At 41.6% G+C, this 25,754-nt stretch carries 27 protein-coding genes, 2 tRNA genes and 1 pseudogene; 8 read left to right on the top strand and 22 right to left on the bottom strand.

The genetic code is table 11. The annotated features are described in order from the left end of the window. Positions 1-402: 402 nt before the first annotated feature. The 3 genes from AS141_RS03150 to AS141_RS03140 form a co-directional block, all read right to left on the bottom strand. On the bottom strand, positions 403-1,278 hold the full coding sequence (locus AS141_RS03150) for an alpha/beta fold hydrolase (RefSeq protein WP_057936149.1): 876 nt from the start codon (positions 1,276-1,278) through the stop codon (positions 403-405). A gap of 5 nt (positions 1,279-1,283) precedes the next feature. Continuing rightward, entirely contained in the window at positions 1,284-1,841 is a 558-nt protein-coding gene (locus AS141_RS03145) for a TetR/AcrR family transcriptional regulator (RefSeq protein WP_057936148.1), read from the bottom strand. A 350-nt stretch (positions 1,842-2,191) separates the two neighbouring features. Beyond that, complete coding sequence (locus AS141_RS03140) at positions 2,192-3,322, bottom strand: alpha/beta hydrolase family protein (protein WP_082632149.1); 1,131 nt, start codon at positions 3,320-3,322, stop codon at positions 2,192-2,194. A gap of 233 nt (positions 3,323-3,555) precedes the next feature. Between AS141_RS03140 and AS141_RS03135 the strand changes: the two are divergent. Then, positions 3,556-4,329 (top strand): annotated as a pseudogene (locus tag AS141_RS03135) (IS256 family transposase); the annotation flags it as partial. Between the two features lie 153 nt (positions 4,330-4,482). Here the strand turns inward: AS141_RS03135 and AS141_RS03130 are convergent. From AS141_RS03130 to AS141_RS03110, 5 genes are all read right to left on the bottom strand, one after another. Then, complete coding sequence (locus tag AS141_RS03130) at positions 4,483-5,274, bottom strand: SDR family NAD(P)-dependent oxidoreductase (RefSeq protein ID WP_057936146.1); 792 nt, start codon at positions 5,272-5,274, stop codon at positions 4,483-4,485. Positions 5,275-5,335: 61 nt separating this feature from the next. Continuing rightward, complete coding sequence (locus tag AS141_RS03125) at positions 5,336-5,917, bottom strand: TetR/AcrR family transcriptional regulator (protein WP_057936145.1); 582 nt, start codon at positions 5,915-5,917, stop codon at positions 5,336-5,338. Between the two features lie 485 nt (positions 5,918-6,402). Beyond that, positions 6,403-6,774 (bottom strand): VOC family protein, encoded by a 372-nt coding sequence (locus AS141_RS03120; protein WP_057936144.1) that lies wholly within the window; start codon positions 6,772-6,774, stop codon positions 6,403-6,405. Between the two features lie 80 nt (positions 6,775-6,854). Beyond that, complete coding sequence (locus AS141_RS03115; protein ID WP_057936143.1) at positions 6,855-7,640, bottom strand: aminoglycoside 6-adenylyltransferase; 786 nt, start codon at positions 7,638-7,640, stop codon at positions 6,855-6,857. A gap of 116 nt (positions 7,641-7,756) precedes the next feature. Next, the gene (locus AS141_RS03110) at positions 7,757-8,083 is read right to left on the bottom strand and encodes a hypothetical protein (RefSeq protein WP_057936142.1); all 327 of its coding nucleotides are present in this window, start codon (positions 8,081-8,083) and stop codon (positions 7,757-7,759) included. A gap of 523 nt (positions 8,084-8,606) precedes the next feature. Here AS141_RS03110 and AS141_RS03105 point away from each other — a divergent pair. Next, the gene (locus AS141_RS03105) at positions 8,607-9,386 is read left to right on the top strand and encodes an SDR family oxidoreductase (protein ID WP_057936141.1); all 780 of its coding nucleotides are present in this window, start codon (positions 8,607-8,609) and stop codon (positions 9,384-9,386) included. Positions 9,387-9,435: 49 nt separating this feature from the next. Here AS141_RS03105 and AS141_RS03100 read toward each other — a convergent pair whose 3' ends face one another. Continuing rightward, positions 9,436-10,683, bottom strand: a complete 1,248-nt coding sequence (locus AS141_RS03100; RefSeq protein ID WP_082632148.1) for an RNA polymerase sigma factor — start codon at positions 10,681-10,683, stop codon at positions 9,436-9,438. Positions 10,684-10,685: 2 nt separating this feature from the next. Then, positions 10,686-11,030: a YciI family protein gene (locus tag AS141_RS03095; protein ID WP_057936139.1), complete on the bottom strand. Its 345-nt coding sequence runs from the start codon at positions 11,028-11,030 to the stop codon at positions 10,686-10,688. A gap of 406 nt (positions 11,031-11,436) precedes the next feature. Here AS141_RS03095 and AS141_RS03090 point away from each other — a divergent pair, with 406 nt between their 5' ends. Next, complete coding sequence (locus tag AS141_RS03090) at positions 11,437-12,453, top strand: glycoside hydrolase family 43 protein (RefSeq protein ID WP_082632147.1); 1,017 nt, start codon at positions 11,437-11,439, stop codon at positions 12,451-12,453. A 122-nt stretch (positions 12,454-12,575) separates the two neighbouring features. On the opposite strand, the gene AS141_RS03085 is transcribed toward AS141_RS03090, so the two are convergent. Genes AS141_RS03085 through AS141_RS03075 form a run of 3 tightly spaced genes read right to left on the bottom strand, consistent with a single transcriptional unit; the run spans position 12,576 to position 16,092 of the window. Further along, positions 12,576-13,301: a polysaccharide deacetylase family protein gene (locus tag AS141_RS03085; RefSeq protein WP_057936137.1), complete on the bottom strand. Its 726-nt coding sequence runs from the start codon at positions 13,299-13,301 to the stop codon at positions 12,576-12,578. Further along, positions 13,294-15,075 carry a glycoside hydrolase family 9 protein gene (locus tag AS141_RS03080; protein ID WP_087149378.1) on the bottom strand — a complete coding sequence of 594 codons (1,782 nt, stop codon included), beginning with the start codon at positions 15,073-15,075 and terminating at the stop codon, positions 13,294-13,296. The genes AS141_RS03085 and AS141_RS03080 overlap by 8 nt, the downstream gene beginning before the upstream one ends. Positions 15,076-15,114: 39 nt before the next feature. Continuing rightward, a complete protein-coding gene (locus AS141_RS03075) occupies positions 15,115-16,092 on the bottom strand; it encodes a GlxA family transcriptional regulator (protein ID WP_057936135.1) in 978 nt (325 codons plus the stop codon). A gap of 238 nt (positions 16,093-16,330) precedes the next feature. On the opposite strand from AS141_RS03075, the gene AS141_RS03070 reads away from it, so the two are divergent. Genes AS141_RS03070 through AS141_RS03050 form a run of 5 tightly spaced genes read left to right on the top strand, consistent with a single transcriptional unit; the run spans position 16,331 to position 18,403 of the window. Further along, the gene (locus AS141_RS03070; protein WP_057936134.1) at positions 16,331-16,756 is read left to right on the top strand and encodes an SRPBCC family protein; all 426 of its coding nucleotides are present in this window, start codon (positions 16,331-16,333) and stop codon (positions 16,754-16,756) included. An 11-nt stretch (positions 16,757-16,767) separates the two neighbouring features. Beyond that, positions 16,768-17,142, top strand: a complete 375-nt coding sequence (locus AS141_RS03065) for a DoxX family protein (protein WP_057936133.1) — start codon at positions 16,768-16,770, stop codon at positions 17,140-17,142. After that, on the top strand, positions 17,135-17,515 hold the full coding sequence (locus AS141_RS03060; protein WP_057936132.1) for an iron chaperone: 381 nt from the start codon (positions 17,135-17,137) through the stop codon (positions 17,513-17,515). Before AS141_RS03065 ends, AS141_RS03060 begins: the two co-directional genes overlap by 8 nt. A 19-nt stretch (positions 17,516-17,534) precedes the next feature. Further along, the gene (locus AS141_RS03055) at positions 17,535-17,984 is read left to right on the top strand and encodes an SRPBCC family protein (RefSeq protein ID WP_057936131.1); all 450 of its coding nucleotides are present in this window, start codon (positions 17,535-17,537) and stop codon (positions 17,982-17,984) included. 11 nt (positions 17,985-17,995) lie between these two features. Continuing rightward, positions 17,996-18,403, top strand: coding sequence for a VOC family protein (locus AS141_RS03050; protein WP_057936130.1), 408 nt, complete (start codon positions 17,996-17,998; stop codon positions 18,401-18,403). Between the two features lie 117 nt (positions 18,404-18,520). Here the strand turns inward: AS141_RS03050 and AS141_RS03045 are convergent, their stop codons facing one another. From AS141_RS03045 to AS141_RS03000, 9 genes are all read right to left on the bottom strand, one after another. Continuing rightward, positions 18,521-18,988 carry a hypothetical protein gene (locus AS141_RS03045; protein ID WP_057936129.1) on the bottom strand — a complete coding sequence of 156 codons (468 nt, stop codon included), beginning with the start codon at positions 18,986-18,988 and terminating at the stop codon, positions 18,521-18,523. 84 nt (positions 18,989-19,072) lie between these two features. Further along, the gene (locus tag AS141_RS03040) at positions 19,073-20,014 is read right to left on the bottom strand and encodes an OmpA family protein (protein ID WP_198293480.1); all 942 of its coding nucleotides are present in this window, start codon (positions 20,012-20,014) and stop codon (positions 19,073-19,075) included. Between the two features lie 692 nt (positions 20,015-20,706). Next, positions 20,707-21,864 (bottom strand): DUF4221 family protein, encoded by a 1,158-nt coding sequence (locus AS141_RS03030; protein ID WP_057936126.1) that lies wholly within the window; start codon positions 21,862-21,864, stop codon positions 20,707-20,709. Between the two features lie 139 nt (positions 21,865-22,003). Beyond that, entirely contained in the window at positions 22,004-22,564 is a 561-nt protein-coding gene (locus AS141_RS03025) for a 1-acyl-sn-glycerol-3-phosphate acyltransferase (RefSeq protein ID WP_057936125.1), read from the bottom strand. Further along, on the bottom strand, positions 22,561-23,364 hold the full coding sequence (locus AS141_RS03020; RefSeq protein ID WP_057936124.1) for a patatin-like phospholipase family protein: 804 nt from the start codon (positions 23,362-23,364) through the stop codon (positions 22,561-22,563). Before AS141_RS03020 ends, AS141_RS03025 begins: the two co-directional genes overlap by 4 nt. Continuing rightward, positions 23,354-24,193 carry an MBL fold metallo-hydrolase gene (locus tag AS141_RS03015; protein ID WP_057936123.1) on the bottom strand — a complete coding sequence of 280 codons (840 nt, stop codon included), beginning with the start codon at positions 24,191-24,193 and terminating at the stop codon, positions 23,354-23,356. The genes AS141_RS03020 and AS141_RS03015 overlap by 11 nt, the downstream gene beginning before the upstream one ends. 51 nt (positions 24,194-24,244) lie before the next feature. Then, positions 24,245-25,192 (bottom strand): acetyl-CoA carboxylase carboxyltransferase subunit alpha, encoded by a 948-nt coding sequence (locus AS141_RS26485; protein ID WP_057936122.1) that lies wholly within the window; start codon positions 25,190-25,192, stop codon positions 24,245-24,247. A 148-nt stretch (positions 25,193-25,340) separates the two neighbouring features. Then, a tRNA-Asp gene (locus AS141_RS03005) sits at positions 25,341-25,414 on the bottom strand. Between the two features lie 101 nt (positions 25,415-25,515). After that, positions 25,516-25,589 (bottom strand) — tRNA-Asp (locus AS141_RS03000). Positions 25,590-25,754: the final 165 nt, after the last annotated feature.

Below are 25,754 nucleotides of genomic sequence, written 5' to 3'. Positions count from 1 at the left end.
TGGAGACTGTCGCTCCAGGCACCAACAGGATGACAGGATTGCCTTCCTTTCCAACACTTTCTGAGTAAAGTGTGATGCCTTTGGCCTTTATGGCTTATTCTTTCATCTGCGTCTAAGTTTCTATGTACTCAACTCAGGTTTCAGCCAACCCATTCCCCACCCCTGAACAAGAACTCTTTCAATAAGAGGTTTCCTATCTCGTTTCATCCTGTTTTCACCTTTGGAAACAGTCAGATTGGTTTGGGTTTAAGTTTCCGGTTTAAAGCCTGGATAGCGAATAAAATCTTCTAAAATCCCCGTTTACCAGGCTATTGAAACCGGTTCAAGTTATGCACCTAGGTTTTAAAACCTCCAGTAATAGACCGTATTTATGAAATATTCTGTCAATTGTATCAGGTCGATTTAATCCAGAAACTCTGAGATCGCTTTTACAATCTGCTCTGGTTTCTCCTCATGAAGAAAATGTCCGGCTCCCTCTATTTCCATCATTTCATACTCCAGGACATTGCGGGACAGAAAATCATCCAGAATTCCAAAACCAGCCGATGAGGCCATTCCTTTGGTTGGGGCTTTGATTTTCGGATAGGTCTTCTGTTCTGAAATATCCTGGACGAAGGTCTGATACCAGGCATTGGACGCTCTTATATTTTCTTTTTTGTTGTAATGCTGAAGGTACACAGAGCGGTCAAAATCATTGATTGCCTCTTTATTGATAAGGAGCTTATCCAAAAGATGGTCCAACAATAACCCAAAGCGTCCTTCCAGCAGTTGAACAGGCAGGTCGTCTACCTGATTAAAAGCCACCCACCATGGATATACAGGGGCTCCTACAGGTAACATTGGTAGCCGATACATATTTTCTTCGGGAGGCGGGGTATCCAATAGTATCAGTTTATTGGTTTTTTCCGGATGATTGACCGCAAAGGAATACGCTACATTGGCTCCGATATCATGTCCGGCCACATGTACCCTGTCGTATCCTAAAGCAAGTGTCAGCTCGTTGATATCACCGGCCATATTCCTCTTGGAATAACCTTCCACAGGCTTATCACTATCTCCCATTCCACGTAGGTCAACTACAATTACTGTATACTTTTCAGCGAGAGCGGTCATGATATGGCGAAAAGACCACCAAGTCTGTGGCCATCCCGGTAACAACAGTAAAGGCTCTCCGCTTCCTCCTAAGACGTAGTGAAGATTTATGTCATTGACTTTTTGAAAGCAACTGGAAAAACCTGGTACTTTTTTGATGAGATTTTCTGTAGCGTATTGAGACATATGGTTTATTCTTTTAATCCGATAGCCCCTTTAAAGGAGGCCCAGGCAAACTTCTTACTATCATTCCTAGCTATATCCCCGGACTCAACGGCATAGATTGAAGTTTCAATGATTGCACCGAACAAATTAAAAATCCAAGGGATAGTCAGTTCACGGTCAATTCGGTGCTCCTTTTGAAGTTCCTGCATAATTTGTAACCATTTCAATTTGACATCCCCGGACTCAGATTCCTTTTTGCCAGCTAATTCTGAAAAGGCACTCCGCTCATAGATCCTTTTGATAAAAGAATAATTTGCTCCTTGCTCAATAGCGGCAAACAGCATATTCCTCACCTTTTTTACTACGTCTATATCACGTTCATAGGCTTCATTCATAGCCCTGTTACAGCTATCGAGCATTTCTTTTTTGCAGCATTCGATTAAATCCCGGCGGTTTTCAAAATACCGGTGCAATGTTCTGCGGGAAACCCCGGCTTCATCAGCAACTTTCTCCATGCTATCCGATTCGTTTTCCCGAAAACATCTCACTGCGGCAGCTATGATTTTGGTTCTGGTATCTAACATGGCACAAATATATGCAATATGTCACAATATTGAGACATTTTTAAAAATAATTAGATTAATGTGTATTTGTTGACCAGAACTATAAAATGTAAAGATTTTACTCTCTAGTTATTGTTCATATTATTAACTCAAATTGCCTTTTATTTGATTAGAATTGAGACGTTGTGTTGTGAAAAGAGCCTACTCTTTTATAAGGTCAGCTTTCTTCAATAATGCCCAAAGGCTTTCATATGGCGTGTTGCGGTTTTCAAAGCACCTTCCTGTCCGCTGAGATCAAACCTGGCTATGGAGAGAAAATCTTGCTATCAGCCGCAAATCCGCCATAATCCATATGCTTTGTAGCCAACGTTTTACCTTACTTGTTTCAATATCCAATCAGAAATTTCATTTAAGGCATCTGGCGAAAATGTCTCCTCAATTCCTGAATACTCAGCAGGGGATCCAGTTTCACAGTTCTGGAAAAGATGATTAAGATTCGACAACTCCTTTACTGTCACGCTTGAATTGCCACCCTTTTTTAGCGCGTTAATGATCCCGGATAAATTCTCCTTCGGCGTTACCACCAAATCCTTTTCTCCATTTAAGGCCAAAACAGGACAAGTGACCTTTTCTAATATTAATGCAGGATCGTATTTCAGAAAATTTCTAAACCATTCCGATGACCACTTATCTGATTGAGTTGTTACAACCTCTTCTCTCGACATTTCCGATGGCATTAGGTCAGCTGGAGAATTATCGTAGGACTGTTCGATAAGTCTAGTTAAGTCCGTTTTCAATTTACGACCATCTGAAGACATGGATATCATTCGATATGCTTGCTCATGTATAGGTAGTATATATTTTTCTATGTCTGATTCTGATATACCATCTGCCCTAGCGATTAATTCTTGCTGCTTCAGAAGTACCTTCATTACTTCAATTCCAGGACCAGCGAGCAAAACAATAAAACTCACATCTTTTAAATTAGAGGCGACCATAGGTGCGACGATCCCTCCTTCGCTATGTCCAATTAGACCGATATTACCTTTGTCTATCTCTTTCCGTGTTTTAAGAAATTCGATAGCACTGGCAACGTCCGATGCAAAATCTGCAGTCGTTGCTGTTTTGAAGCTACCCGAGGATTTCCCAATACCCCTATCGTCATATCTTAAAACGGCTATTCCAAGTTTTGTTAAATGGTCAGCAATAATCAGAAAAGGCTTATGCCCTGAAATTTCTTCGTCTCTATTTTGGGCACCGCTTCCCGAAATTAAAATGACGGCTGGGTAATTTCCTGCTACCGAGGGTAATGTCAGCGTTCCGGCTAAGGTGACGTGGGAATCATTGTTTTTAAAAGTAATTTCTTCAGTGTAATATGAATACGGCTTTGATGGTTCCTGTGGTCTATTCGTGGAAGCTTTGTAGGTAAAAAATATAAATAGTACAATTACTGATACACCGAAAGAAATTCCAATACTGACTGCTATTCTTTTCGTTTTCATAATGGGCTTATATATTGGCTAAAGGGATTCAGCATGGTAACGGCGAGTATTCGGAGCCGTTCTCTTCCATTTTACACCTAATTTCTTCAAGATAGTGATTTTCATAGTTACTCTAAACCGTCTACTGCATTCAAGGTGGTGATATAGCAACCTGTCAAGATCATTTAGGGTTGTAAGCTAAACTCTCTGTCTAAAGCTTTGAATTTTAGTCAAAGTTTTTAAGATAGAGCAGTATGAAAGAACAAGAATCAGCATCCAAGAAAAAAGTATTAAAACAGTTTTTATCAGGTGACAACCTATTCGGCAAGGAAAGAGCCTTAGCTCCGATACTCAAAGAGTTTTTAGAAGAGACGCTATACGCAGAGATGGAAGAGCATCTTCGGGATGAAGAAAATGGTTGGTCCTCGGGCAACAAGCGAAACGGCATGGGCAACAAGACTGTCAAGAGTAACCTTGGAGAAGTAACTATCAAGACCCCGCAGGACCGCAAAGGTAGCTTCGAGCCTAAAATAGTAAAAAAAAGGCAGTGCATATTAACCGACAGGCTGGAGGATCAGATCATCTCCCTGTATGGCATGAGAAGCAGTATGCGGGATATATCAGCCCATATCCGGGAGATGTATGATACAGAGGTTTCCAACGAAGTGATCAGCAGGATTACAGACCGGGTGGTCCCAAAGGTAAAAAAAAGGCAGAACCGTCCATTAGAGAATGTATATTGTATTATATGGCTTGATGCGATGCACTTCAAGGTACAGGAAGATGGTAAGTTGAGGCATAAGGTCCAGTACAATATGTTGGGTATCAACAAGAAAGGGAAGAAAGAACTGTTGGGCATGTACCTTTCTGAAAGTGAGGGGGCCAACTTCTGGCTTCAGGTACTCAGTGACTTTCATCACCGGGGTGTAAGGGATATCCTGATTGTCTGTACAGATAACCTAACGGGCTTCCCTGAGGCAATCCAGTCCGTATTCCCCAAAGCCGAGGTCCAGCTCAGTATCGTTCACTAGATCCGCAAGGATTAATTACACCCAACGGTCCCACTGTCCTCTGTAAACTGATCTTTAGGGATCAATAAAAATAACCTACCGCGCCAGTTTTTACAAATAGACCCGTTCCCCTATCGATGACCGGGCCTGTTGGTAGCATGTACGTTTAAATCATATTTGCTTTAGAACCCCTCCGTCAGCACGCAAGGAAGCCCCATTTGTAGCAATAGAAAGGGGACTTGCCAAATATGCCACTAAAGATGCGATCTCAGCAGGTTCTATAAATCTTTGAAGGAGTGAATCCGGATTGGTCTGTCGGATAATCCCCGATTTCAGCTGTTCAACCGGTATTTTCTGTGCAATAGCAAGCTGTTCCACTACAGCGGCTACCCCATCAGAATAGGTCGGCCCTCCCAAAACACTGTTGATGGTAACATTTGTCCCTTTTGTCATTTTGGACAATCCGTTACAGACTGCCAACATTGCTGCTTTGCTCATCCCATAATGGATCATATCAGCGGGGATATTCACTCCTGATTCACTGCTTATAAATATAATCCTTCCAAAATCCCGTTCTAACATTCCTGGTAAAAGATGCCTAGATAAGCGAATACTGCTCAGCACGTTGACATTAAAAATTTCAATCCAGTCGGCATCGGATATTTCTTCAAAGGCTTTTAGCTCAAAGATCCCAACATTATTGACAAGAATGTCAATGTCATTCAACTGATTTAGGAGGTTATGCACCTCCTCGGCCTTAGAAAAATCAGCTGCAATACCTGAAACAGCGCTATGGGGAAATTCCTGCTTCAATTTAGCTATCGCATCGTAAAGCTTTCTTTCCTCCCGTCCGTTGAGAACAACATCGGCTCCTTCATTTAACAGCTGCCGGGCAATTGAAAAGCCAATCCCTTGCGAAGAGCCACTGATAAAAGCTGTTTTTGAATCTAATTTTAAGTCCATGAAATCTGAATTATTTGGTCTTTTATTTTTGTATTGATCATTCCATAAATAGTGAAAAAAATTAGCTGAGAACAGCTAATTGCATTTCTATTTGAGAAAGCAGTGTTTCCCTGTCCGGATACATTCTCCGCAGCGTATTTAAACCACACCAAAAGGTGATGAGGTATCTTCCCAAAATCTGCGGATCAGTACGGTTACGGATTTTTTCTGATTCCTGGGCCATTCGGACAGCATCGGAAAACATCTGCTCCACATCCTTCAGAATAGAAACTGCCTCGAGTTCCAGTTCATTGTCTATATGAGCCAATTCCACCACAGAATTGGCAATTATGCATCCTTTTTGATGTGTTTGCAGATCTGCCTGTGCAATGTTTCTAAAGAAGTCTTTAATCAAATCCAGTGGAGAATTGCTTTCTTCCAGCTCTTTTCTAAATTGGTCAAAAGCTTCTCTTCGCTGAAGAATGGCTTTTCGAAACACTTCCTTTTTGCCCCCTTTGAAAGTATTATAAAAGCTTCCACTCCCTGCACCTGTCACGTTAAGCAAATCTCCCAAGGAAGTCGCGGTGTATCCTTTTTTCCAAAAGACTTCCTGTGCTTTTTCAATCAGATGCCTGTCGTTGTGCAGTACTGGTCTTCCCCTCATTATTATTTTTGTATTGATCGATACAAAAGTATAAAATTAAACATCAACCGCAATACATGAACTCTTTTTCAGGAAAACCAAAATGCTTTAGAATTGGCATTCCAAAGGAATTAGCCGTTTGTTAAGGTTAGCGTCAACTTCCTATCAAGCCAATCATTTAATCCGATTACTCAATTTATGTTAGCCAGACTCAATTTATTCCAGTTAAGGAAGGCTGCCATAGAACAGGGAAAGTGGTATATGCATTGTTCCGGGGGGCAGGAGGCCCCATTTTAAAGCATTCCAGCGTCTTGAGCTTATGAACTCCAGTATTGGGGAAATTGATGGATAGTATAAGCGTACAAAGGATAATTCCGGTCTTATTCTTTGCAAGTGGCTCAAAACCCACAAAATAGACTTGCAGATCCTTGAATTACCGGAAATTCTTAGGGCTTCAGCTATTGTTTTGGATCGCCAATAAAAACAGCGATTCTTGGTAGTTTTCTTTACTCGGAAATTATAAGATAATATCCGTCCAGGTCTCTTAGTATAAATTGCTGTTTTCCTGCATTTTCATTCCTATGAGGTTCTTGTTCAATAGCAAGATTTAGCCGGACTGCATTATTCCAGACTTCATCCAGGTCTGAAACCTTAAAATATAAAATCAACCCGTTACCGGCAACACTGCCTGGGGCTTTCATGGTAGGATGGTCGTGCTCACCCCAACGGTGTAGGCATAAAATAACCGTTCCTTTTCTGTCGGCCAACATTTCAAAACTGTCCCCACCGTGATTGCTTTTTAAAGCCAATAAGTCTTGATACCATATAGAGCTCCTGGCAACGTCTTTTACAGCAATTATGGTTTCTAATCTTGCCATACTGCAATGCTTTTGATGAATAGTACTCCCACTCAAATAAACCACTCCTCCTAAGGATCAACTCTCTTCAATAGGTATCTCTATTGATATTCTTTCTCAATTTCACTGAAATATTCCATCACTCTTCTCTCTGCAGTGAATTGCAACTTCACTTTGCTGTCATACAGCTCTTTTCTTAGCTCCCGGTATAGATCCACCGATGCCCTGAGACTATCCACTAAGGATTGCCTACTGTAAAGCGGGATGGTCAGCATAAGTTTAGCCAAATCAGCTTTGTCCAATACACTTTCTGCTTTTCTGACCCCACGGGGCAAGTTCCCGTTTTGGATATGCAGCAGGGGCCCCAGCACTGACATCCTCAAAAAACCCAAAAAATCAAATGCCTCCAAATACTCTCCCCTGCCGATTTTCAGCAAAGCGTAATGTATCCAGGTCCAGAAACGGTCTTCTAACCATTGGTATTCAGGATAGGGGAAATTTGGCTGCGAGTTGGCAATGGCCTGTGCCAGTTGTCCTTCTTTATCCAGCAGAACGATAGGAGTTTCCACACGGTCATGGAACTCCTCAAGTGTCACAAATTTAATATCAACATGTAAAAGCGGGTTGTCGTACAGGCAGATGAGGACTCTGGGTTCACCTACGTGCTCCCCGGTAAATCCTGACAGGAAGTCCCCTAGCCTTTCAGCATAATCCTGCATAAGCGCTTTGTCACCGGATATCCTTTGGATGCTGACCAGAATCAGGTCCAGGTCCGAAAACTCATCCAATTCATCCGTAAGCCAGGATCCGGCCACCGCAAGGCCGATGATATTTTTGTCAGTTTCCAAAACCGATGCTGCATGGTATGCAAACCTTCGTTGAATCATTTTTTGCTTGTTTTAAAATACAGTTCTTGGATTCACTGTCCATTCATTACAGAGGAAGCATACTCAGGATCGTAGATGAAATTATGAAATGCAGCGAATATCTAAAAACTCTCTGCTTATACTATCTTCCCAAAATTCTTAAAATCATAGCCATCCAATACCGAATCAAGCTTTTTCCTTCTGCTCTTATTGGCCTCAGCTTCTTCGATGATCATGATCAGCTTCAGCAACTTAATTCTTAAATCCTTGTCCCTCAAATCCAGGCCATTCTGACTAAGTGATTCTTCAATAAATGCCTTGGCGTTATACGGATGGACTACCTCACCTCTGAAAGCTGCATCGGCAGGGTGGACCACTTCATTATACATGTTCATCAAAACAATTCCATCGTCTGCTTTTGCCAGCATTTCCAAGGCATTTTCTATTACTTTCTTTAGTTTCATAAGTTGGTGGTTAGTTCTATCCTCAAAATTAGTAATTTCTTGAAATCCTACAGACTATCCTGGAAACAGGCAGTTAGTGTATCCAAATCTGCAGATCCGTTGGGAAACATGGGTTTCTGGCAATTAAATCAACAAGTACAAGGAAATGGAGAAACTTATTGCTTATTGTCCACAACGAACACCTTCAAACGTCGTTTTATACAACTCCATATTTATTTGAAACTATGGTCCTTCAGGACATGGAAATGGATGAGCTAGGTATAACGCAAAAAGGTGCTGCGTAAGAATAGTACTTCACTACCCTATTCACCTATTTTCCGCCCGAAAACAGGATACTAAAAGTGAAGAAACCGGCATGATTAAATCACGCAAGGCAATGATTATCTACCATATGAGATTCCATATGGCTGCTGAAAAACAAAAAATAAACAAATGAAATCGAGCATGACTCAAGAGTCACACACTGGATGATTATAATGCATGCGAGATTCCATATGACCGCTGAGAAATAAAAAATAAACCTATGAATGAAATTCTGATTACAGGAGGATCCGGAAATCTGGGTAAACAATTGGTTAAAACCCTTTATAACAAAGGATATAGCATTACTGTGCTTAGCACAAAGGACAACACTGAACTACCGGAAAATATTTCATTACTGATGGGTGATCTGACAAAAGCGGAAAGTCTAAAAAATAAATTAAACAACTTTGAGCTTATTGTTCACTGCGCCAGCAATCCCAAAGATTCTGAAAATGTTGATTACAAAGGAACCTTGAATTTGCTTCAGGCAATTGATCCAAAAAGGATTGTTCATTTTCTATACATCTCTATAGTCGGCGTGGATAAAAGCCCTTACCCCTACTATCAAAACAAAAGCATGACGGAGAATATTCTTAAAAAATCAACAGTCCCCTTCACAATCCTCAGAATCACACAATTTCATGATTTTGTTTTACATAGAATCCTTGAACCGTTAGTTGATCCTGATAAGACTATGATCAAAATACCAAGGCAAATGTCCTTTCAATCAATTGATATCAAGGACGCAGCGGATATCATTGCCGAGGTCGTGGAAACCCCTCAACATGCCACAATTGAAGTAGGTGGGCCGGAAGTACTTAGTATGTATGAAATTGCCACTTTATATCTGAAACAAGTGGGGAGAACAAATGAGATTAATGAATATTCTTCAACGGATATTTTCTATAACCTCTTTACCCAAAGGTATAATCTTTGTCCCAACAGCAAGGCGGGATCCTTTAAATGGAAAGACTTTCTAAAGCAATCAAAGATAGGTTAGCTTGTTTACAACCCATAGATCGCTCTGCCCCTTCAGAGAAAGTCACTTGTCATCTGTTCTTTTCTTTGAGTCGGTTTAGTTCCTTGGTCAGGGTTTGCTTTTCTGACCTGGATTTTGTCAGTTGAACAGCTTGTTGGTAATGGGAGATTGCTACCTCAAGGTCTATTGTTGTATATAGGTAACCCAAAAGCCCATGATAGGCGCTGTTGTCTGTCAATTGTAAATTTACGGCCTCGATGATGGCTTTTTCGTGCCCGTGAACTTTGGCGTAAGCGAAGGTTCTGTTCAGGGCAGTGACAGGTGAATACTCCGTCAGGACTAGCTGGTTATAAAGCTCTAGAATATGCTTCCATTTGTTTTCGTCCGTGGAGCTAGTATGCCAATAAGCGATGCCTGCCTCCAAATGGTATTTAGAAACTTCATTTCCGTGGCAGGCGTTTACCAAATAATAATTTCCTTTTCCAATCAGCGTTTTGTCCCACAGACTTTTATCCTGCTGGTCAAACAAAATGGCTTCGCCGCTGTCGTTTGTCCTTGCCTGTAACCGTGAACTTTGGAAGCACATTAACGCCAGTAGTGCGTTTGTATCCGGAGTGTTTGTAAAGGTATTTTCTGTCAATACCAATGTCAGCCTGATTGCTTCCGAGCAAAGATCCTTCCGGATTAGTTGATTGGCCGTTTTGGAAAAATATCCCTCATTGAACAGTAGATATAAAGTCTTTAAAACAGTGTCTAACCTACCTCTGATTTCCATTTCACCCAACGGGTTGATCTGAAAATTATCATCCCGAAGGTTGGTTCTTGCCCTGTGCAGGCGTTTTTTTATTGTTTCTGCCTTTGCCAGGAAAGCATTGGCAATTTCTTCAACACTGAATCCGCAAAGAATCTGAAGTGCCAGACAAATTTGTGCTTCAGTAGAATTTGAAGGATTGCATACTGCAAAAATCATGGCCAGTTGACTGTCCGAAATATTTTCAGTGCTAAACTCAAAATTCTGTCCTCCCTCAATTTCATTTGGTTTTATAGCCTCTTTGATCTGTGATTCAAAAACGGAAATGTGTCTGAAATAATCTTTGGTTTTATTTTTGGCCACTGTGTAAAGCCAGGCTGTAGGGTTATCTGGTATTCCGTTAATTGCCCAATGTTCGGATGCTTTTAAAAAAGTATCACTTGCTATATCTTCAGCAATTTCAATATGCTTTAAGCCAAAATGACGGCATAAAACCGACGTCATTTTGGCATATTCCTGTCGGAACAAGTGAGGTAATAGTTCTCTATGGGATTTAGTACTAGCCAATATTAATCGCGCTTTAAAACTTCACGGACCTCAATATTTCCCCCCACTTGATCGAAAATCGGATTGGCTTTGGCAATTTCTACCGCCTCATCAATGTTTTCAGTACTTACCACGATATAACCGCTGATAAATTCCTTGATTTCGGTATAAGGTCCATCAGTCACCACATTTCCGGGTTTCACAGTTTTAGCACTTCCCGGGATGGGCAAAAGCGTATTGCCTTTGTCTACCAATTTGTTCTGCGCCGCAATGCCGGCTAACCAATTCATACGCTCCTGCATTTGTTCAGGGGACGGTTTAAAGTCGGCAATGTCTTTTAGTCTGAAAATTAATGCGAATTCTTTCATTTTTTTTAAAGTTTTGTTGTTTGCCCTTATGACGAATGGATTCTTAAAACGGGGACACTATTTGATTTTTTTCTGTCGGCATTGCCCAGGACAGGAGCGCCTCCCGATTGTGGGGTAGATTTGTGGTTTAGTACTTGTACTGCGTAGAAATTACATCTATTTTTAGTTTGGAGACAGGAAGGTTTTATGTTTAGTCTTATACTCACTTTAATTGTTTGGTATGCTGCCTAACGATCTGATCTGGCTTTAGCCTTCAATAACTAGTGTAAAACTCCCCGGGATATTTCATATCCGACAATCCTATTTGATGACACCATGAAATCGAACATGTTGCAGGCAACTTACAGAGAAATGATTATGCGCCGCGCGAGATTCCATATGACCAGAAAAAATCAGTTATAAACCTATGAAGTTAAACTTATCCGCTGTTAGTCAAAAGCTCTCTCTTACAATTTTATGCTTATTTTTTGCTACCATTTGTATGGGGCAGCAAGAACAGTTCTTTAGAAAAAACTTGCCTCTGGATTCTATCCGGTTAAGTGATCCGTATATTTTAGCCGACCGGAACACACAGATGTACTATATGACGGGTACGGGGGGTATGCTTTGGAAAAGTAAAGACCTGAAGCATTGGGAAGGGCCTTATCAGGTTACTAAAACCGACCCCGGCTCTTGGATGGGACCTGATCCTATGATTTGGGCAGCTGAACTTCATACATATCAGGACAACTATTATTACTTCGCCACCTTTACCAATACCACTATAAAAATTGATACGGTAGCCGGAAACATCATTGATCGCCGCGCCAGTCATGTACTGGTAAGCAGTGAGCCAGGCGGTCCATATGTACCTATGGTAGACCCCATCTATTTGCCGGCCGACAAACCTACCCTTGACGGTACATTCTGGATAGATACTGATGGAAAACCTTACATGGTTTATTGCTACGAGTGGTTACAAAACCTCAATGGTACAATTGAAAAAATTGAGTTAAAACCTGATTTGAGCGGATCACTGGGAGAAGGGGAATTACTTTTTAAAGCGAGTGATTCTCCATGGAGCAGGGAAAAGGATGCAAATGGAAATGATGTCCCGAACAAAGTTACGGATGGCCCTTTCTTATTCCGCACGGGCACCGGGCGTTTAGGCATGTTATGGACAAGCTGGATATATGATGTGTATGTACAAGGGGTGGCCTATTCTGAAAGTGGTACGCTGCATGGCCCCTGGATTCAGGAAGAAGAGCCTGTGACTCCTCCTAATTTTGGTCACGGTATGCTGTTCAAATCATTGGATGACAAAATGCTGATGGGTGTTCACAGCCATAAAGCCGTTGATGGCAGGTATCACAGAGTTCCCCATTTGTTTGAGGTGGATTTATCAGGGGATAAGCTGGTGGTGCTTGGACCCTATCAACCATAGATTAGCCAGGGCCATGCGCTGCATTGCCCCTATCCTGTATAATCGGGCGCCGGTTGAATTTGTCCTGGTCCTACGCTACTGTTCTTTCCAAACTACAAAGAACTAAGGAGCTGGACAGGGCTTTAAAATTTTCCAAAACCATAGCCTCTCCCCCGCAGTTCGAGAACCAGCTTTTTAAGATGAAGGTAGAATTTATCCTGCCGCTTTGGATCGGTTCCCGGATGCACAAGTAAATGAAATCCATTCAATCCATAGCTGGATTCGTAACTATAAATACTTTTTAAAATATCGGGACTGGAGATATAATTCTTCATATCCGGAGTAGTATAGTCTGCATTTGAACGGGTACCCGGTGAAAAATTCACTGTCGTCTGGCCTAACCCGGCGGCGATTTTCACCACCTCAGCATTATACCATTCATAGGGAGGCATGAATATTTTAGGGGATATATCAAGCTTTTCCAGCGCACTCAAATTTGCTGAAATATCCTGTTGGATTTCATTTGGTTGAATTAACAGACTATCCCTTTTATCCCAATCGCAATACAGGAGATGCTTGTCGGAATGAGCCCCCACCAGGTGCCCTGCTTCAGCGATTTCAGCAACCAACCCGGGATGAGCTCTGACAAAATCTCCGGTCAGAAAAAAATTGCCTTTACTATCGGTTTCTTTCAAAACAGCTAACACATGGTCAAATCCCTCAAAATAGTCATGACCGGTAAAGCACAAATAAATTATCTTTTGATTAGAATCAGATCTGATTAATGCACCGTAGTCATCAACTGTCTCTTGCGCTTGGATCGTATGGCCTAATAAAATGATGAAAAATGAAATAAGAGATCTAATCATTGCTCAGAAAGGTAAGAATCATCAGCAATTCTGCCGATCCGTCCAACGTAGGCTCATTGGTGCTGTAGTCCATCCAATCATCCATATATTTCACATGGGCGGGTTGAAGATGGCTGTACTCATCTTCCTCCTCGAGTTCTATTCCAAGCATTTGGTCATGGATGGTAGACCAAAGAGGCCCGTCTACCAGGCTTCCTTTGACTGATTTATTCAAAATTCTCCAAAAAGGCATGTGTACATCCAACGGAAAATCCGCACCTTCCGGTAATCCGGTTATCATGCTGCTTCCCCAGGGGTTCAGACCTAAAAGCCAGTTGACATGGTCCTGCATCAAAGGCCTGAACTTCTGGGATCCTGTCATCTCCTCATAAAGCATCGCCTGAGTGGCCACAGCTGCCGCCAGATTATTCGAGCACCAGATAAACAAGTGGCCGACGCCATACGGGGTTTTATCTGCCCGCCTCTGGATCTGCCGGAGGTTATGCTCATAGTAACCCGCCATTTTCTCTTTATCCTCATCTGTGCCTGCCTGCCAGAGTGCGTAATGCCCCATATTCACAAAGGGGTACATCTCATAATGGCTCGCAGTATCCCTTTCCATCCATGACCAGGTAGTAATAATTTCAGCATACCGACGTGCCTCATCCAGGAAATCTTCATGTTTTGTGCTTTTGTAAAGCTCAGCAGCAGCCCACTCCATGTCATCGGCCCAGGTATTTTCCTCATAGCGATAAGGTGCCGAAAAACTGTTTCCTTGCTGGTATCCCTCTTGCTTTTGCCCCATTTTATATAGATCCAACGCAGCTTGCAAACAGGTCTCGGCAAAGACCTGGTATTTATTAAATTGGCTGAATACCTGATAGCCCAGCGCTAAAGCAGCAGCAGACCGCCCGGCAAGATTCGCAATTCCGGTTGCCTCGCTCTTATATTTTGACAGTCCCTGCGGCTCACCATCCGCAAAATAAACAGGCCTGAAGCTGTTTGGCCCCCAGCCGTAATCTGCATTATCCTGATGTGGGAGTTTGAATCCACGATGATCCCGGTCATCGGCTACCTGGTGGTAAAGCTCCCCTGGTCCCGGATGTAGTTTAAGGAGCCATTCCAATCCCCATTTAGCTTCATCCAATACATCAGGAATACCGTTTTCCCCTGCCAAGCCCCGGGCATTTACCACATCGGCAAAGGCTTCAGGATTCATTTGATAGGCCATCAGTAATCTGGCGGCCGTGTTACTGCCTGTGATCAGATACTTTAACTGATCCCCTGCGTCATGCCATCCCCCGGTAGCATCTATTCTGGTAGAATCTTCTTTGATCCCAAAAAAGCTCAGGCCGTCCTGCTGATGACAGAATTGCCCTGTGAACGGGTTGAAACCACATCGCTGTGTCCTAATAAAACCTACCACATCTTCCTGCCAATCGGGATATACCCCAATGGAGAACACTTCACTTTTGATTTGCCTGCCACTGATCTCAAAAAAATATTCCCCATCATCTGTAATTTCTGAAAAATCAATTGAATAGGTATGGGAGAATGGATGCCATGTTGAGGCCAGTTCTGTCGGTTTAAAGACTGCTATGGATTCTCCATCCGCTCTTTTCAAAAGTATCTTACCTTTCAATTTCTGTTGGCTCAGCAGGAGCGCTTTCTTAGGCAAATGAGTCCTATATCCAGCTAAGTTCACCCTGAACTCAAGCAGTGACTCAGCGGAAAGCGTGCTAGAACCTATGAATAAAAAAAAGACCCAAAACAATCCTCGTACACAATTAACCATAGTACTATTGATTTTCAGTAGTAAAAACATGACAGCGCATCAAACCTCATAACCAACACGCGCAAACTTATTCCTGTACTCAATGGGTGTAAGTCCGGTTATTTTTTTGAAAATATCCCTAAAGGCTTTGGTATCCGTGTAGCCTACGTCAAACATTATTTCGGAAACATTCTTTCTAGAGGCTTCGAAGAATTTTTTGGCTGCTTCTATTCTTACTCTTTGTGTATATTCTATAGGGGTATTGTTGGTAGCAGCTTTAAATCTTCGCTCAAAGGTTCTCCTGCTTGCATTGATTAAATTTGCCAAACATTCCACAGTTATTTTTTCTTCATAATGCGCTTCAATATAATCCTGCACAAGTTGGATTTCCGAATCTTCGTGGGACCGTTGGCCTCTGAAGATCGCGAACTGCGATTGACTGTCCCTTCCCATATCCAAGGCAAAATATTTTGAAATCATTACCGCGGTTTCCCTGTCGGAAAACTTTTCGATCAGGTATAATATCAGATTCCATAAGCTGCTTGCACCGCCACTGCTGTAAATATTGTCGTGTTCGGTTATGATCGCACCGTCGGCAACTTCCACCTCTGGGTATTTCTCCCTGAACTCCTCAATATGTGCCCAATGGGTAGAGCATTTTTTACCATTTAGCAAACCTGTTTCTGCCAGTAGAAAAGCACCGATGCACAAACTGGCAAGTTGGGCCCCGTTCGCGTACAACTTTGTAAAATAGGGAATTGCCTCCAAATTGGCCTGTATACCCTTGTCTGTATCGCCAAATGTGGGGGGTATGATAAGCAAATCGGTGTGCGTCACATCCTTAAGCAATCGATCTGTCTTAATGGTGTACTCACCATTGTTTGCCGGCACATATTCGTTTAAGCCCACATATTCTACGTGAAAAACTGGCTTTTTCCCAAATGTTGTTAAAAACTCATTAGCAGTATTAAAACTTCGGAAAGGCGGTGTAACCGCTTCAATTACTCCATACTCTGGGACAAAGACTGAAATTTTCATGTGTTTATAATTTGTCTTTTAAAGGTCATTTGGAATCTCCCATGCCTTATAATCATTCCAGTGTGTGACTCTTGAGTCATGCTCGGTTCCATTGCACTTAAAATTAAAAATTTACCTAATGTAAGAATAGCCTTGTCATTATCCACCCCTGATATTGTCATTTTCACAACATATATAACTCCCTGGCCGGTTGTAATTTTGAATCATACAAATTAGTAAACAATAAAAACTTAAAACCATGACACAAGTAACAAGAATTAAAGTTGAAGCCACAGTAAATGCTCCTGTGGCAAAAGTTTGGAAAGCGTGGAATACCCCTGCTGATATTATGCAATGGAATAGTCCTGATCCAAGCTGGCATTGCCCAAGTAGCGAAAACGACCTGACAGTAGGTGGAAAGTTTAAGAATAGAATGGAAGCAAAAGATGGCAGCTTCGGGTTCGATTTTGAAGGCACCTATGATACTGTGGATCTGCATAAGGAGATTACCTATACAATGAGCGATGGAAGAAAGGCAACAACGTTGTTTTCTGAACAAAATGGGAATACCCTTATTGAAACCACCTTCGATGCGGAAAACGAAAATGACCCTGAATTTCAGAAACAGGGATGGCAGGCCATTTTAAACAATTTTGTAACCTATGTTGAATCAACCAACCCATAATCAATACTACCATGAAGAAAAATAAAATAATCTTTTGGACGGCGACTATCATCCTGATACTTTGGGAAGGGGTGATGCCCCTTGGCACCGTACTGTTTGCCCCGGAATATGTCAATGCAGGCACAAAACCCTTGGGTTACCCAGATTACTTTGCCTATACACTTATTTTCAGTAAAGTGTTGGGAGTAATAGCTATTTCAGTTCCCAGCGTACCGGCCAAGCTAAAGGAATGGGCTTACGCGGGACTGACCTTTAGTTTAATCTATGCATTTATCAGTCATGCCTGTGTGGACAAAAACCTTTCATTCATGCTGTTGCCTCTTATAGTGTTGGGTATTCTTGCCGTTTCCTACATCTATAACAACAAGATTTATAGGCATGGCTAAGACGGATTATCAAACCATTGATGATTACCACCTGGGATTTAGCGGTGAGCATTTAAACAGAATGCAACTCATCAGAAAAATCATTAAGGACCTGGTTCCTGAGGCAGAGGAAACCATTAGCTATCAAATCCCCTGTTTTAAATACCACGGTTATCTGATCTACTACTGTGCATTTGCTAAGCATATCAGTTTATCGAATCCTTACAGTGAGGCATTTTGGGAACACTTCAAGACTGATCTGCAGGGGTACAAAACAAGCAAATCCGTTATCCAATTTCCTATGGAAAAACCACTGCCTGAACAGCTCATTAAGAAAATTGTGGGTTTTAGAAAAAAGGAAAACGAGACAAAGGCAAAACCCAAAAGTAAATAACCAACTAAATACTATAATCATGAAAAACAACACAGTTTCATTACACAGAATAATTCAGGCAAGCCCCGAAAAGGTATTTCGGGCATTTGCAGACCCACTGGCCATTTCCTTTTGGCTTCCTCCTTATGGTTTTCTATGTACCGTACAGCAAATGAATTTTAAGTTGGGGGAATCGTTTAGCATGACCTTTATTAATTTCAGTACAGGAAATAGCCATTCCTTTGGAGGCGAATACCTGGAAATAAAGCCCAACGAACTTATTAAGTACACAGATAGGTTTGACGACCCGAATCTACCCGGGGAAATGACGACCACAATACAGCTCCAAAAAGTCTCATGTGGCACTGAACTCAACGTGATACAGGAAGGAATTCCCGATGTTATTCCAGTTGAAATGTGCTATCTGGGCTGGCAGGAATCCCTGGATAAATTGATAAAGCTGGTAGAACCTGAAATTCCAGATGCCTGATTTGATCCAATATGATAACACATACCGATAAGAAAGCAATGAGTGCCGTTTTTATAACATTCTCCGGAAATTGTAAAAAGGCACTCACCTTTTACCAATCTTGCTTTGGGGGCGTATTGCAGGTGAAATCTTTTGAAAAAGAATTCCCTTCCAATAAGGAAATTGTGGTGAGTGGATCGCTGCTTGCCGAGGGAATAACCATTCATGGTTCGGACCTGGTACATAACGAAGGAAGAAAGCTGGGGAACTACATTTCTGTTTTTTTAGGCTGTAGAGACAGGGAGCAAAGAAGGGAACTTATTGAAAAACTGACGGGTACTAAAAAGAAGCCTTTTGACGGGAATTACGATGAGCAAAAACTGATTGAGCTAACGGATCCTTTTGATGTTCGATGGGTGTTGGGGGTTTTAGACCAATAGCAATCGCAGGTCATACGAAAAAGTGTCTCTCGGACAATACAGATGGGGATAATCAAGGGCATAGTTTATTCGGCAATAGCACAATTTTGATCGTGGCGCAAAGATCCTTTTTGTGCATTACAACGTCTCGCCTGTTAAAGGGGCTTTGAGAACAGGTTTTTTCTTTGAAACCTTTTTGAAATAACCTTTGGCTACTACAGCATTTCCAAAGCCACAGGCAGAATTAAGATTATCCGCTTCTTCATTCACTTCTACTCCCTTTCTGTCAAATTCAAAGGTAATCCGGCAGGAAGGATCAATGGCCGGAATAGTGAATATTGACCTGTTGTCAGCATAAGCCAGTGTATCCACAAAAGAACCGGAATTGTAACTTGGCGCCCCTTTGTTGACTTCAAAGGTCATGGCAATTTTATTGTTGCCAATCCCGATGACCTGAATCAACCCATTGTATCCTATACCTGAATCTTCCTCCCCCATCGGTCTCAATCCAAAACTATAGGTTCCGGTAGGATCTAAATTACCTTTAAAGGCATTACACCCCGAAAATAAAAGCAGCACTATCAATATCCCGCCTAACTTCTTCATTGTGAATTCAAATCTACCTTAGAAATAAAAATTCAATTCTCTTACTAAAGGCAGCTACATTCAAACTGTATGTACTATTGAGCCTTATTTTAAAACCATCTCCACCCGACGGTTTTTTTCCCTACCCTCTTCTGTTGCATTACTTGCTAAAGGGGAAGCCATCCCAACCCCTACCGGAATAAGTCTCTTGGCATCGATAGCAAAATCTGCACTTAGCCTCTTCACTACTGCATCAGCTCTTTTCTGGGACAATTCCATATTTAATTCAAAATTGCCGGAATTATCTGTATGGCCCACAATCAAGACCTCCGAATCCGGAGTTGCGGAAAGGTAATCAGCCATAACCTGAAGCGCTTCAGTAGATTCTGGCTTGAGTTCAGCACTATTAAGGTCAAATTGGATTCCATAAAACGCAAATCTCCCCTCAGTTTCAAGTTTGTCTGTAACTGAAGCCACATCTACTTTATCGGTATCGAGATTTTCTTGCCTGATAATATTCAAAAGGTATCTGGAATTGTTATCCCTTCTGTCCTCTCCCACTACCACAATCACATAATAAGGGTCATCTTTATAGCTTCCTGTAGCAACTATAAATGAGCCTTTATCTCCCACCATTGAATTGCCAAGGGCAGTACTCCCATCTACGTACTCCCTTACAAAATGCATCGGCATATCCCCACATTCTGAAGTCCGGCAACTAAAGACGATTTTAAATCCGGCCTTGGTAAGCTGGGTTTCATATGTACGGTAAATTTGGGTAGCAGTGACTCCCTCTGGAGAGGCGTATTCGATAAAGGTGTACTCCCCGTCGATTGATTCAGACTCTTTAAGCTTATTATAATCAACCAATTCACTACTAGTAGGATAAGTATAGGTTTCAAATTGCTTAACATTGTACTTATAAATCCAGGATCCCTCAAAACGTGATAAAAGTGGGTGGTCTTTGGAGTTTGGCACATCTTGCTGGGCAAACACAGCAGTAGTGATCAATACAAATGAAAAAAAAGTCAGTAGTAAACGAAGCATAGGCATGATTTCAACGATTTCTAAATAACGATAACTAAAGCATTAAACTCCAAATATAGTGCATATAGCTTAAGTAAGGGTTAGTTGAAAGTAAAAAGTGGTCTTGTTTGTTGGCTGTTAACCAAGTTCATCGATTGTATTTATTTTTCAAGAAATCTGAAATCTTCATTTCAAAATGAATAAATGGAGGTAAAACTGCGCTTATAAACCCCACTAGGGCTGATATAAAAATGTTAGGGCAACATGCATCAATCCTAATCTGATTATCATGAACGGTTATTTGTACCCCAACGGAGGCAGATTTTCGAACTATTATACTTTTTGTAGGCCTAGAGGCAAATGTATAAACTGAGTAATTTTCGAAATTACTCTTCAAGGTCAAGAGCAATTCATTGAATTCAGGTAACTGTTTCGCTTGAACTATCATAGTTTTTATGTCTCTGGAATCTTAAGTTACAAAAACTTTATTGGTTATATGTAAATTGAAAGCAGCCTAAAAACTAAATTGTGGATGTTACAAAAAGTGAACTGACAGGATTCCATCATCAGTTAACTATCAGAAAATCAATCGCCCTACAATATCCCCTTCTCGGGATGCTTTCCGGTAACCGTTCTCCCGAACACTTTTAGCTCCTCGATCTGCGCGTCCATCTGACCGTCCGGATAGATACAAAGACTGACCCCTAATTTTTTTATGCTCCGATATCCCCAACCTTTATGATCACAAATGCCAGTTCATCAGCAATGTTCTCAAACATCCAGATGTTACCATCTTTCGCAAAATGCACCTTGGGTGATTGTGTCAATTCCGGTATTATGGCTTCAGAAATCAGGTTTAACTCCTTATCATATATGCTTAGGAATACATCTGCTCCTATAGCAACATAGCTTCCATAATCAGTGAGCTCCTCACCAAAATGTTTTCTTTCAGAAAACCTTAAAAAACGTTCACTTTTCTGATCCCAGAAAAACGCTTTATAGGATATATCTTCTTCTGATTTCCTTACAATCTCTTTTAATTCTCCTGAGGAATGTTCAACTGATTTTGGAGGTAGGTAAGTTCTCCTGTATCCTAGCAATGAAGTATCCCACGCTTTATGGTATAGACTGTCTGTGGTTAAATCGAAAACCTGCACCTCATTAAAGGTATTTGTACTCAAAAGAATCTTATCACTCGCCTGAACGGAATAAACCGATCCTCCATACCCACCTGCAGGGCGTCCGTCAGAAAGTAGCTTAACGGTATAATCTGAGATTTTATCCAACTCAGGCAAGTCAATTTTTTTAAAGGTTTGGTTCGCTAAATCAAAGTCAAGGAAAAAACTCTTCCCGCTTTGCCAATGTTTAATTAATCCTATAACCCGCTCCGAGTTACTTTGGTCCAAGAAAAGATCCATTAGATAAGATTCATACCCTTCGAGGTACCCATCAGCTATCTTATCCAATTCCAGATCCCTGATAAACTGCCCTTTTTGATCAAATATTTTATAGAAACTGTAGGTCCACCAAAGTAAATTTTGGTCGCTTAAAACCTTAAATTTTGGATAAGTAGACCCAATACCATCCGGCCCTTCCTTTTCAAATTTGGTTAGTTGTTCCAACCTAAGCCGGTTCAGATCGATCTTCTCTAACTTATACTCTTTGTAATTAAAGTTGAACAGCACGTTTTTGTCAGCAGCTAAACTAGACGAATACAATTGATCCTGTAAATACAGAAACTCATCCCCTGCGTCGATCATGACAGTATCCAGGGAAACGCTGATCTGATCTGAAACGGTCTTTTTTTTCTGCTCTTTTGAGGCGCATGAACAAACAATCAGGAAAGAAGCGACAGCAACAACTAATCTCATAAAAGCACAATTTAGAAGCCAACAAAAACTTTATTAGTTAAAAGTTAAATAAAAGCAACCTCAAAACTAATTTGTGGATGTTACAAAAAGTTAACTGACAGGATTCCATCATCAGTTAACTATCAGAAAATCAATCGCCCTACAATATCCCCTTCTCAGGATGCTTTCCGGTAACCGTTCTCCCGAACACTTTTAGCTCTTCGATCTGCGCTTCCATCTGACCGTCCGGATAGATACAAGGGCCGATCCCGGCTACCTTTTTCTTATAGTCAAGGTAGCCTACAATTATAGGGACATTTGCCTCAAGTGCTATATGATAAAACCCTGATTTCCATTTTTTAACCTGGCTTCTGGTCCCTTCAGGAGTCACCATGATCACTAGCTCATCCCGCTCTTTGAGCATGGTAACCATAGATTCAGTATAGGTCTGCTTTCTGCCACCAGGTATACGCTTCCTATCTATGGCGATAGCACCAAGGCCTTTCAGTAACCAGCCCAGTGGCCCTACCATGACTTCTTTTTTGATGGTAAACCGCACAGGGATATCCATCAAAAAAAATGCTGCCCTGGCATATAGTATATCCCAGTTAGAAGTGTGGGGAATAGCGATAAGTACAGCTTTCTTCAACCCCTCGGGCCACTGATTATTCAAAGACCAGCCCGAAACCCAAAACACAATACGTGACAAAAACTTCATCATGCTTTACTAGATTTTACGCTATTTACAGTTAATTCTAAAATCGATGGATTGTTTTCAATAAAATTCATTGTGTGGTCATACCCCACACCAAATAATTCGGAAGCCTTTTTAATATCAAAAACGCCATATCTTCCCAATCCCGGTGGTTCTATAAAATAGTCACATTTGGATTTTCTGCTATATACATTATAGTTCATTGCCATGATAATAGAGCGCTCAATAAGTTTTTTCATATTCCCCACATTGCTCTCTTCCGGAAGTTGATTGCAGTTCACCCCAATCACATAATCACAAATCCCCTCCAGGGGCTCCACAGGAAGGTTGTTGAGTATCCCACCATCTACAAGGAACCGTTTACCAATAACAATAGGATCAAACATACCGGGAATGCAGGAAGATGCCATAATCGGCCGGATCAACTCCCCTTCTGAGTAATACCTAACTTTCCCCTTTTTGATATCAGTAGCTGCTACGGTTAAGGGAATTTTCAACTTTGCAAAATCATCATGGTCCAGATAAAGCCTGAATAGATTCCCGACAGAATTCATCTTAAAAAATCCTGTCATTGAAATTGCCGGGCGCAGAAACTTGAAATAATTGGTCTCTACAATGATTTTTAGGATTTCTTCGGGTGTATACCCTTGGCAAAACATAGCGCCTGCAATGGCTCCCGCTGATGTCCCGGAAACCTTGGTCAGAAAGATCCCGGATTCTGTGAGCGCTTTGAGGACTCCCAGATGCGCAATCCCCCGTACACCTCCCCCTGAAAGTGCTATCCCAATCTTCAGTTTAGATTTCATCCAGTCTGAATGTTTGATCCAAACGGACTCCTTTATCCGTCATTTTCACGGTACAGCACTCATTCAAAGGATCATGCTCCAGGAATAAAATATACTCTTCGCGTGCAGCCTCTTCCAGAAACTTTGATTTTTCGTCCATAGTGAGGAGTGGCCGGGTATCGTATCCCATCACATAAGGCAAGGGTATATGGCCTACAGACGGCAACAGATCCGCCACGAAAACAACTGTTTTTCCCTTGTATTGAATCTTCGGTAACATCTGCTTATCGGTATGTCCGTCCGCAGTAATAAAGTCAAAACCGGGGAAAAATGACTTTTTATCCAATGCTATATAATCCAACTGCCCCAATTCCTGCATAGGAAGTATATTCTCTTCAAGGAAGGATGCTTTTTCCCTGGGATTAGGAACAGTTGCCCACTGCCAGTGCTCTTTATTTGACCAGTAGGTTGCTCTTGGAAAAGTCATCTCATATTGGCCATGGGAACCGTATTTCACCCCTCCTCCGCAATGGTCAAAATGCAAATGAGTAAGGAAATTATCCGTGATTTGATGGGCACTTACCCCAAGTTTCTTCAGGCTCTTCTCCAAAGAGTCATCTCCGTGAAGATAGTAATGGGAGAAAAACCTGGCCTCCTGCTTATCCCCAATACCGTTGTCAATCAATACGATTCTATTTCCCTCTACTACCAGCAGAGATCTCATAGCCCAGGTGCAAAGGTTATTTTCATCTGCCTGGTTAGTGCGTGACCAAAGTGTTTTTGGCACCACTCCAAACATGGCGCCGCCATCAAGCTTAAAAAATCCGGTATTGACTACATATAATTCCATGGGCAGAAAGAAAAAGCCCGGACTTTTTAGGAAATCCGGGTCTGAAATGCTTTACTCAACTACTACACCCATCGAGCAAAACTTGTCGATGCGCTGATCTATTCTTTTTTCCGGCTTAATCTTATCAAGCTCTTTCAATGTTTTACTAATCGTCTCCTTTAAAGTCTGAGCCATCTTTTTCAGGTCTTTGTGTGCTCCTCCCAGCGGTTCTGGTATTATATCATCCACCAGGCCATTCCCCTTCATGTCCAAAGCAGTTAACTTAAGAGACTCCGCCGCCTGCTCCTTATAATCCCAGCTTCTCCACAAGATGGTAGAGCAGTTTTCCGGCGATATCACAGAATACCAGGAATTTTCCAGCATCATTACACGATCACCGATTGCGATGCCCAGGGCACCGCCTGATGCCCCTTCCCCGATAATCACACAGATGACCGGCACTTTCAACATAAACATTTCTTTGATGTTCCTGGCGATTGCCTCCCCTTGCCCTCTTTCCTCAGCTTCCAAGCCTGGAAAAGCGCCCGGAGTATCGATAAGCGTTACTATTGGCTTACCGAATTTCTCGGCCATTTTCATCAGCCGAAGAGCCTTTCTATACCCTTCTGGATTTGCCATTCCAAAATTTCTCATCTGGCGCTGTTTGGTATTCCTACCCTTTTGCTGTCCGATGAACATGACTGACCTGCCATCCAGATCTCCCAGACCTCCTACCATAGCTTTATCATCCGCTACGTTTCTATCTCCATGAAGCTCGACAAAATCATTTGTCATCTCATAGATATAATCAAGTGCATAAGGTCTATCGGCGTGCCGGGAGAGCTGAACTCGCTGCCAGCGGGTCAGATTTTGAAAAGTTTCTTTTTTCAAAGCAAGAATTTTATCTTCAAGGGATTCAATATCTGAACTTAAATCGATATTTCTGCCGATAGCCAAATCCTTCATTTCCTGAAGTTTCTGTTCTAAATCAGCTATAGGTTTTTCAAATTCTAATACCATTCTGGTGATTTTTGGAAAAAACAAAGATAAGCATATACCCTTTGGAATTAAAAATTTTAATCCCTCGCCAGTAAAAAAACGAAAAAGCCTTATAAGAGGTCCACATGGTAATAAAAGCAAAAAGTCCCGAATTTCTTCGGGACTTCTGCGGAATGGACGGGACTCGAACCCGCGACCTCCTGCGTGACAGGCAGGCATTCTAACCAGCTGAACTACCACTCCAATGAATCAAAATAAGACTAAGGTCTCAAGGAGAATTAACTCTCCCAATGACTGCCTAGCTGAACTATGTATTGAACTTGATGACTTTTCATTAAGTTTTGCGGAATGGACGGGACTCGAACCCGCGACCTCCTGCGTGACAGGCAGGCATTCTAACCAGCTGAACTACCACTCCGTTTACCACTCTCAAGGAAATTTTTAAGCCATTGCTTTAACTACCCCCTTTTTGAGTGATGCAAAGGTATGTTATTGATTTGTTATTGCAAAAGCTGATTCAAATATTTGTGATTCCTTTTTGTATAAACTTATCTTTCAATGAGATAATTTTTGACTTTGTGCG

Source organism: Algoriphagus resistens, from assembly GCF_001442615.1.
Taxonomy (GTDB): domain Bacteria; phylum Bacteroidota; class Bacteroidia; order Cytophagales; family Cyclobacteriaceae; genus Algoriphagus; species Algoriphagus resistens.
This window is presented reverse-complemented; position numbering and strand designations above follow the sequence as displayed.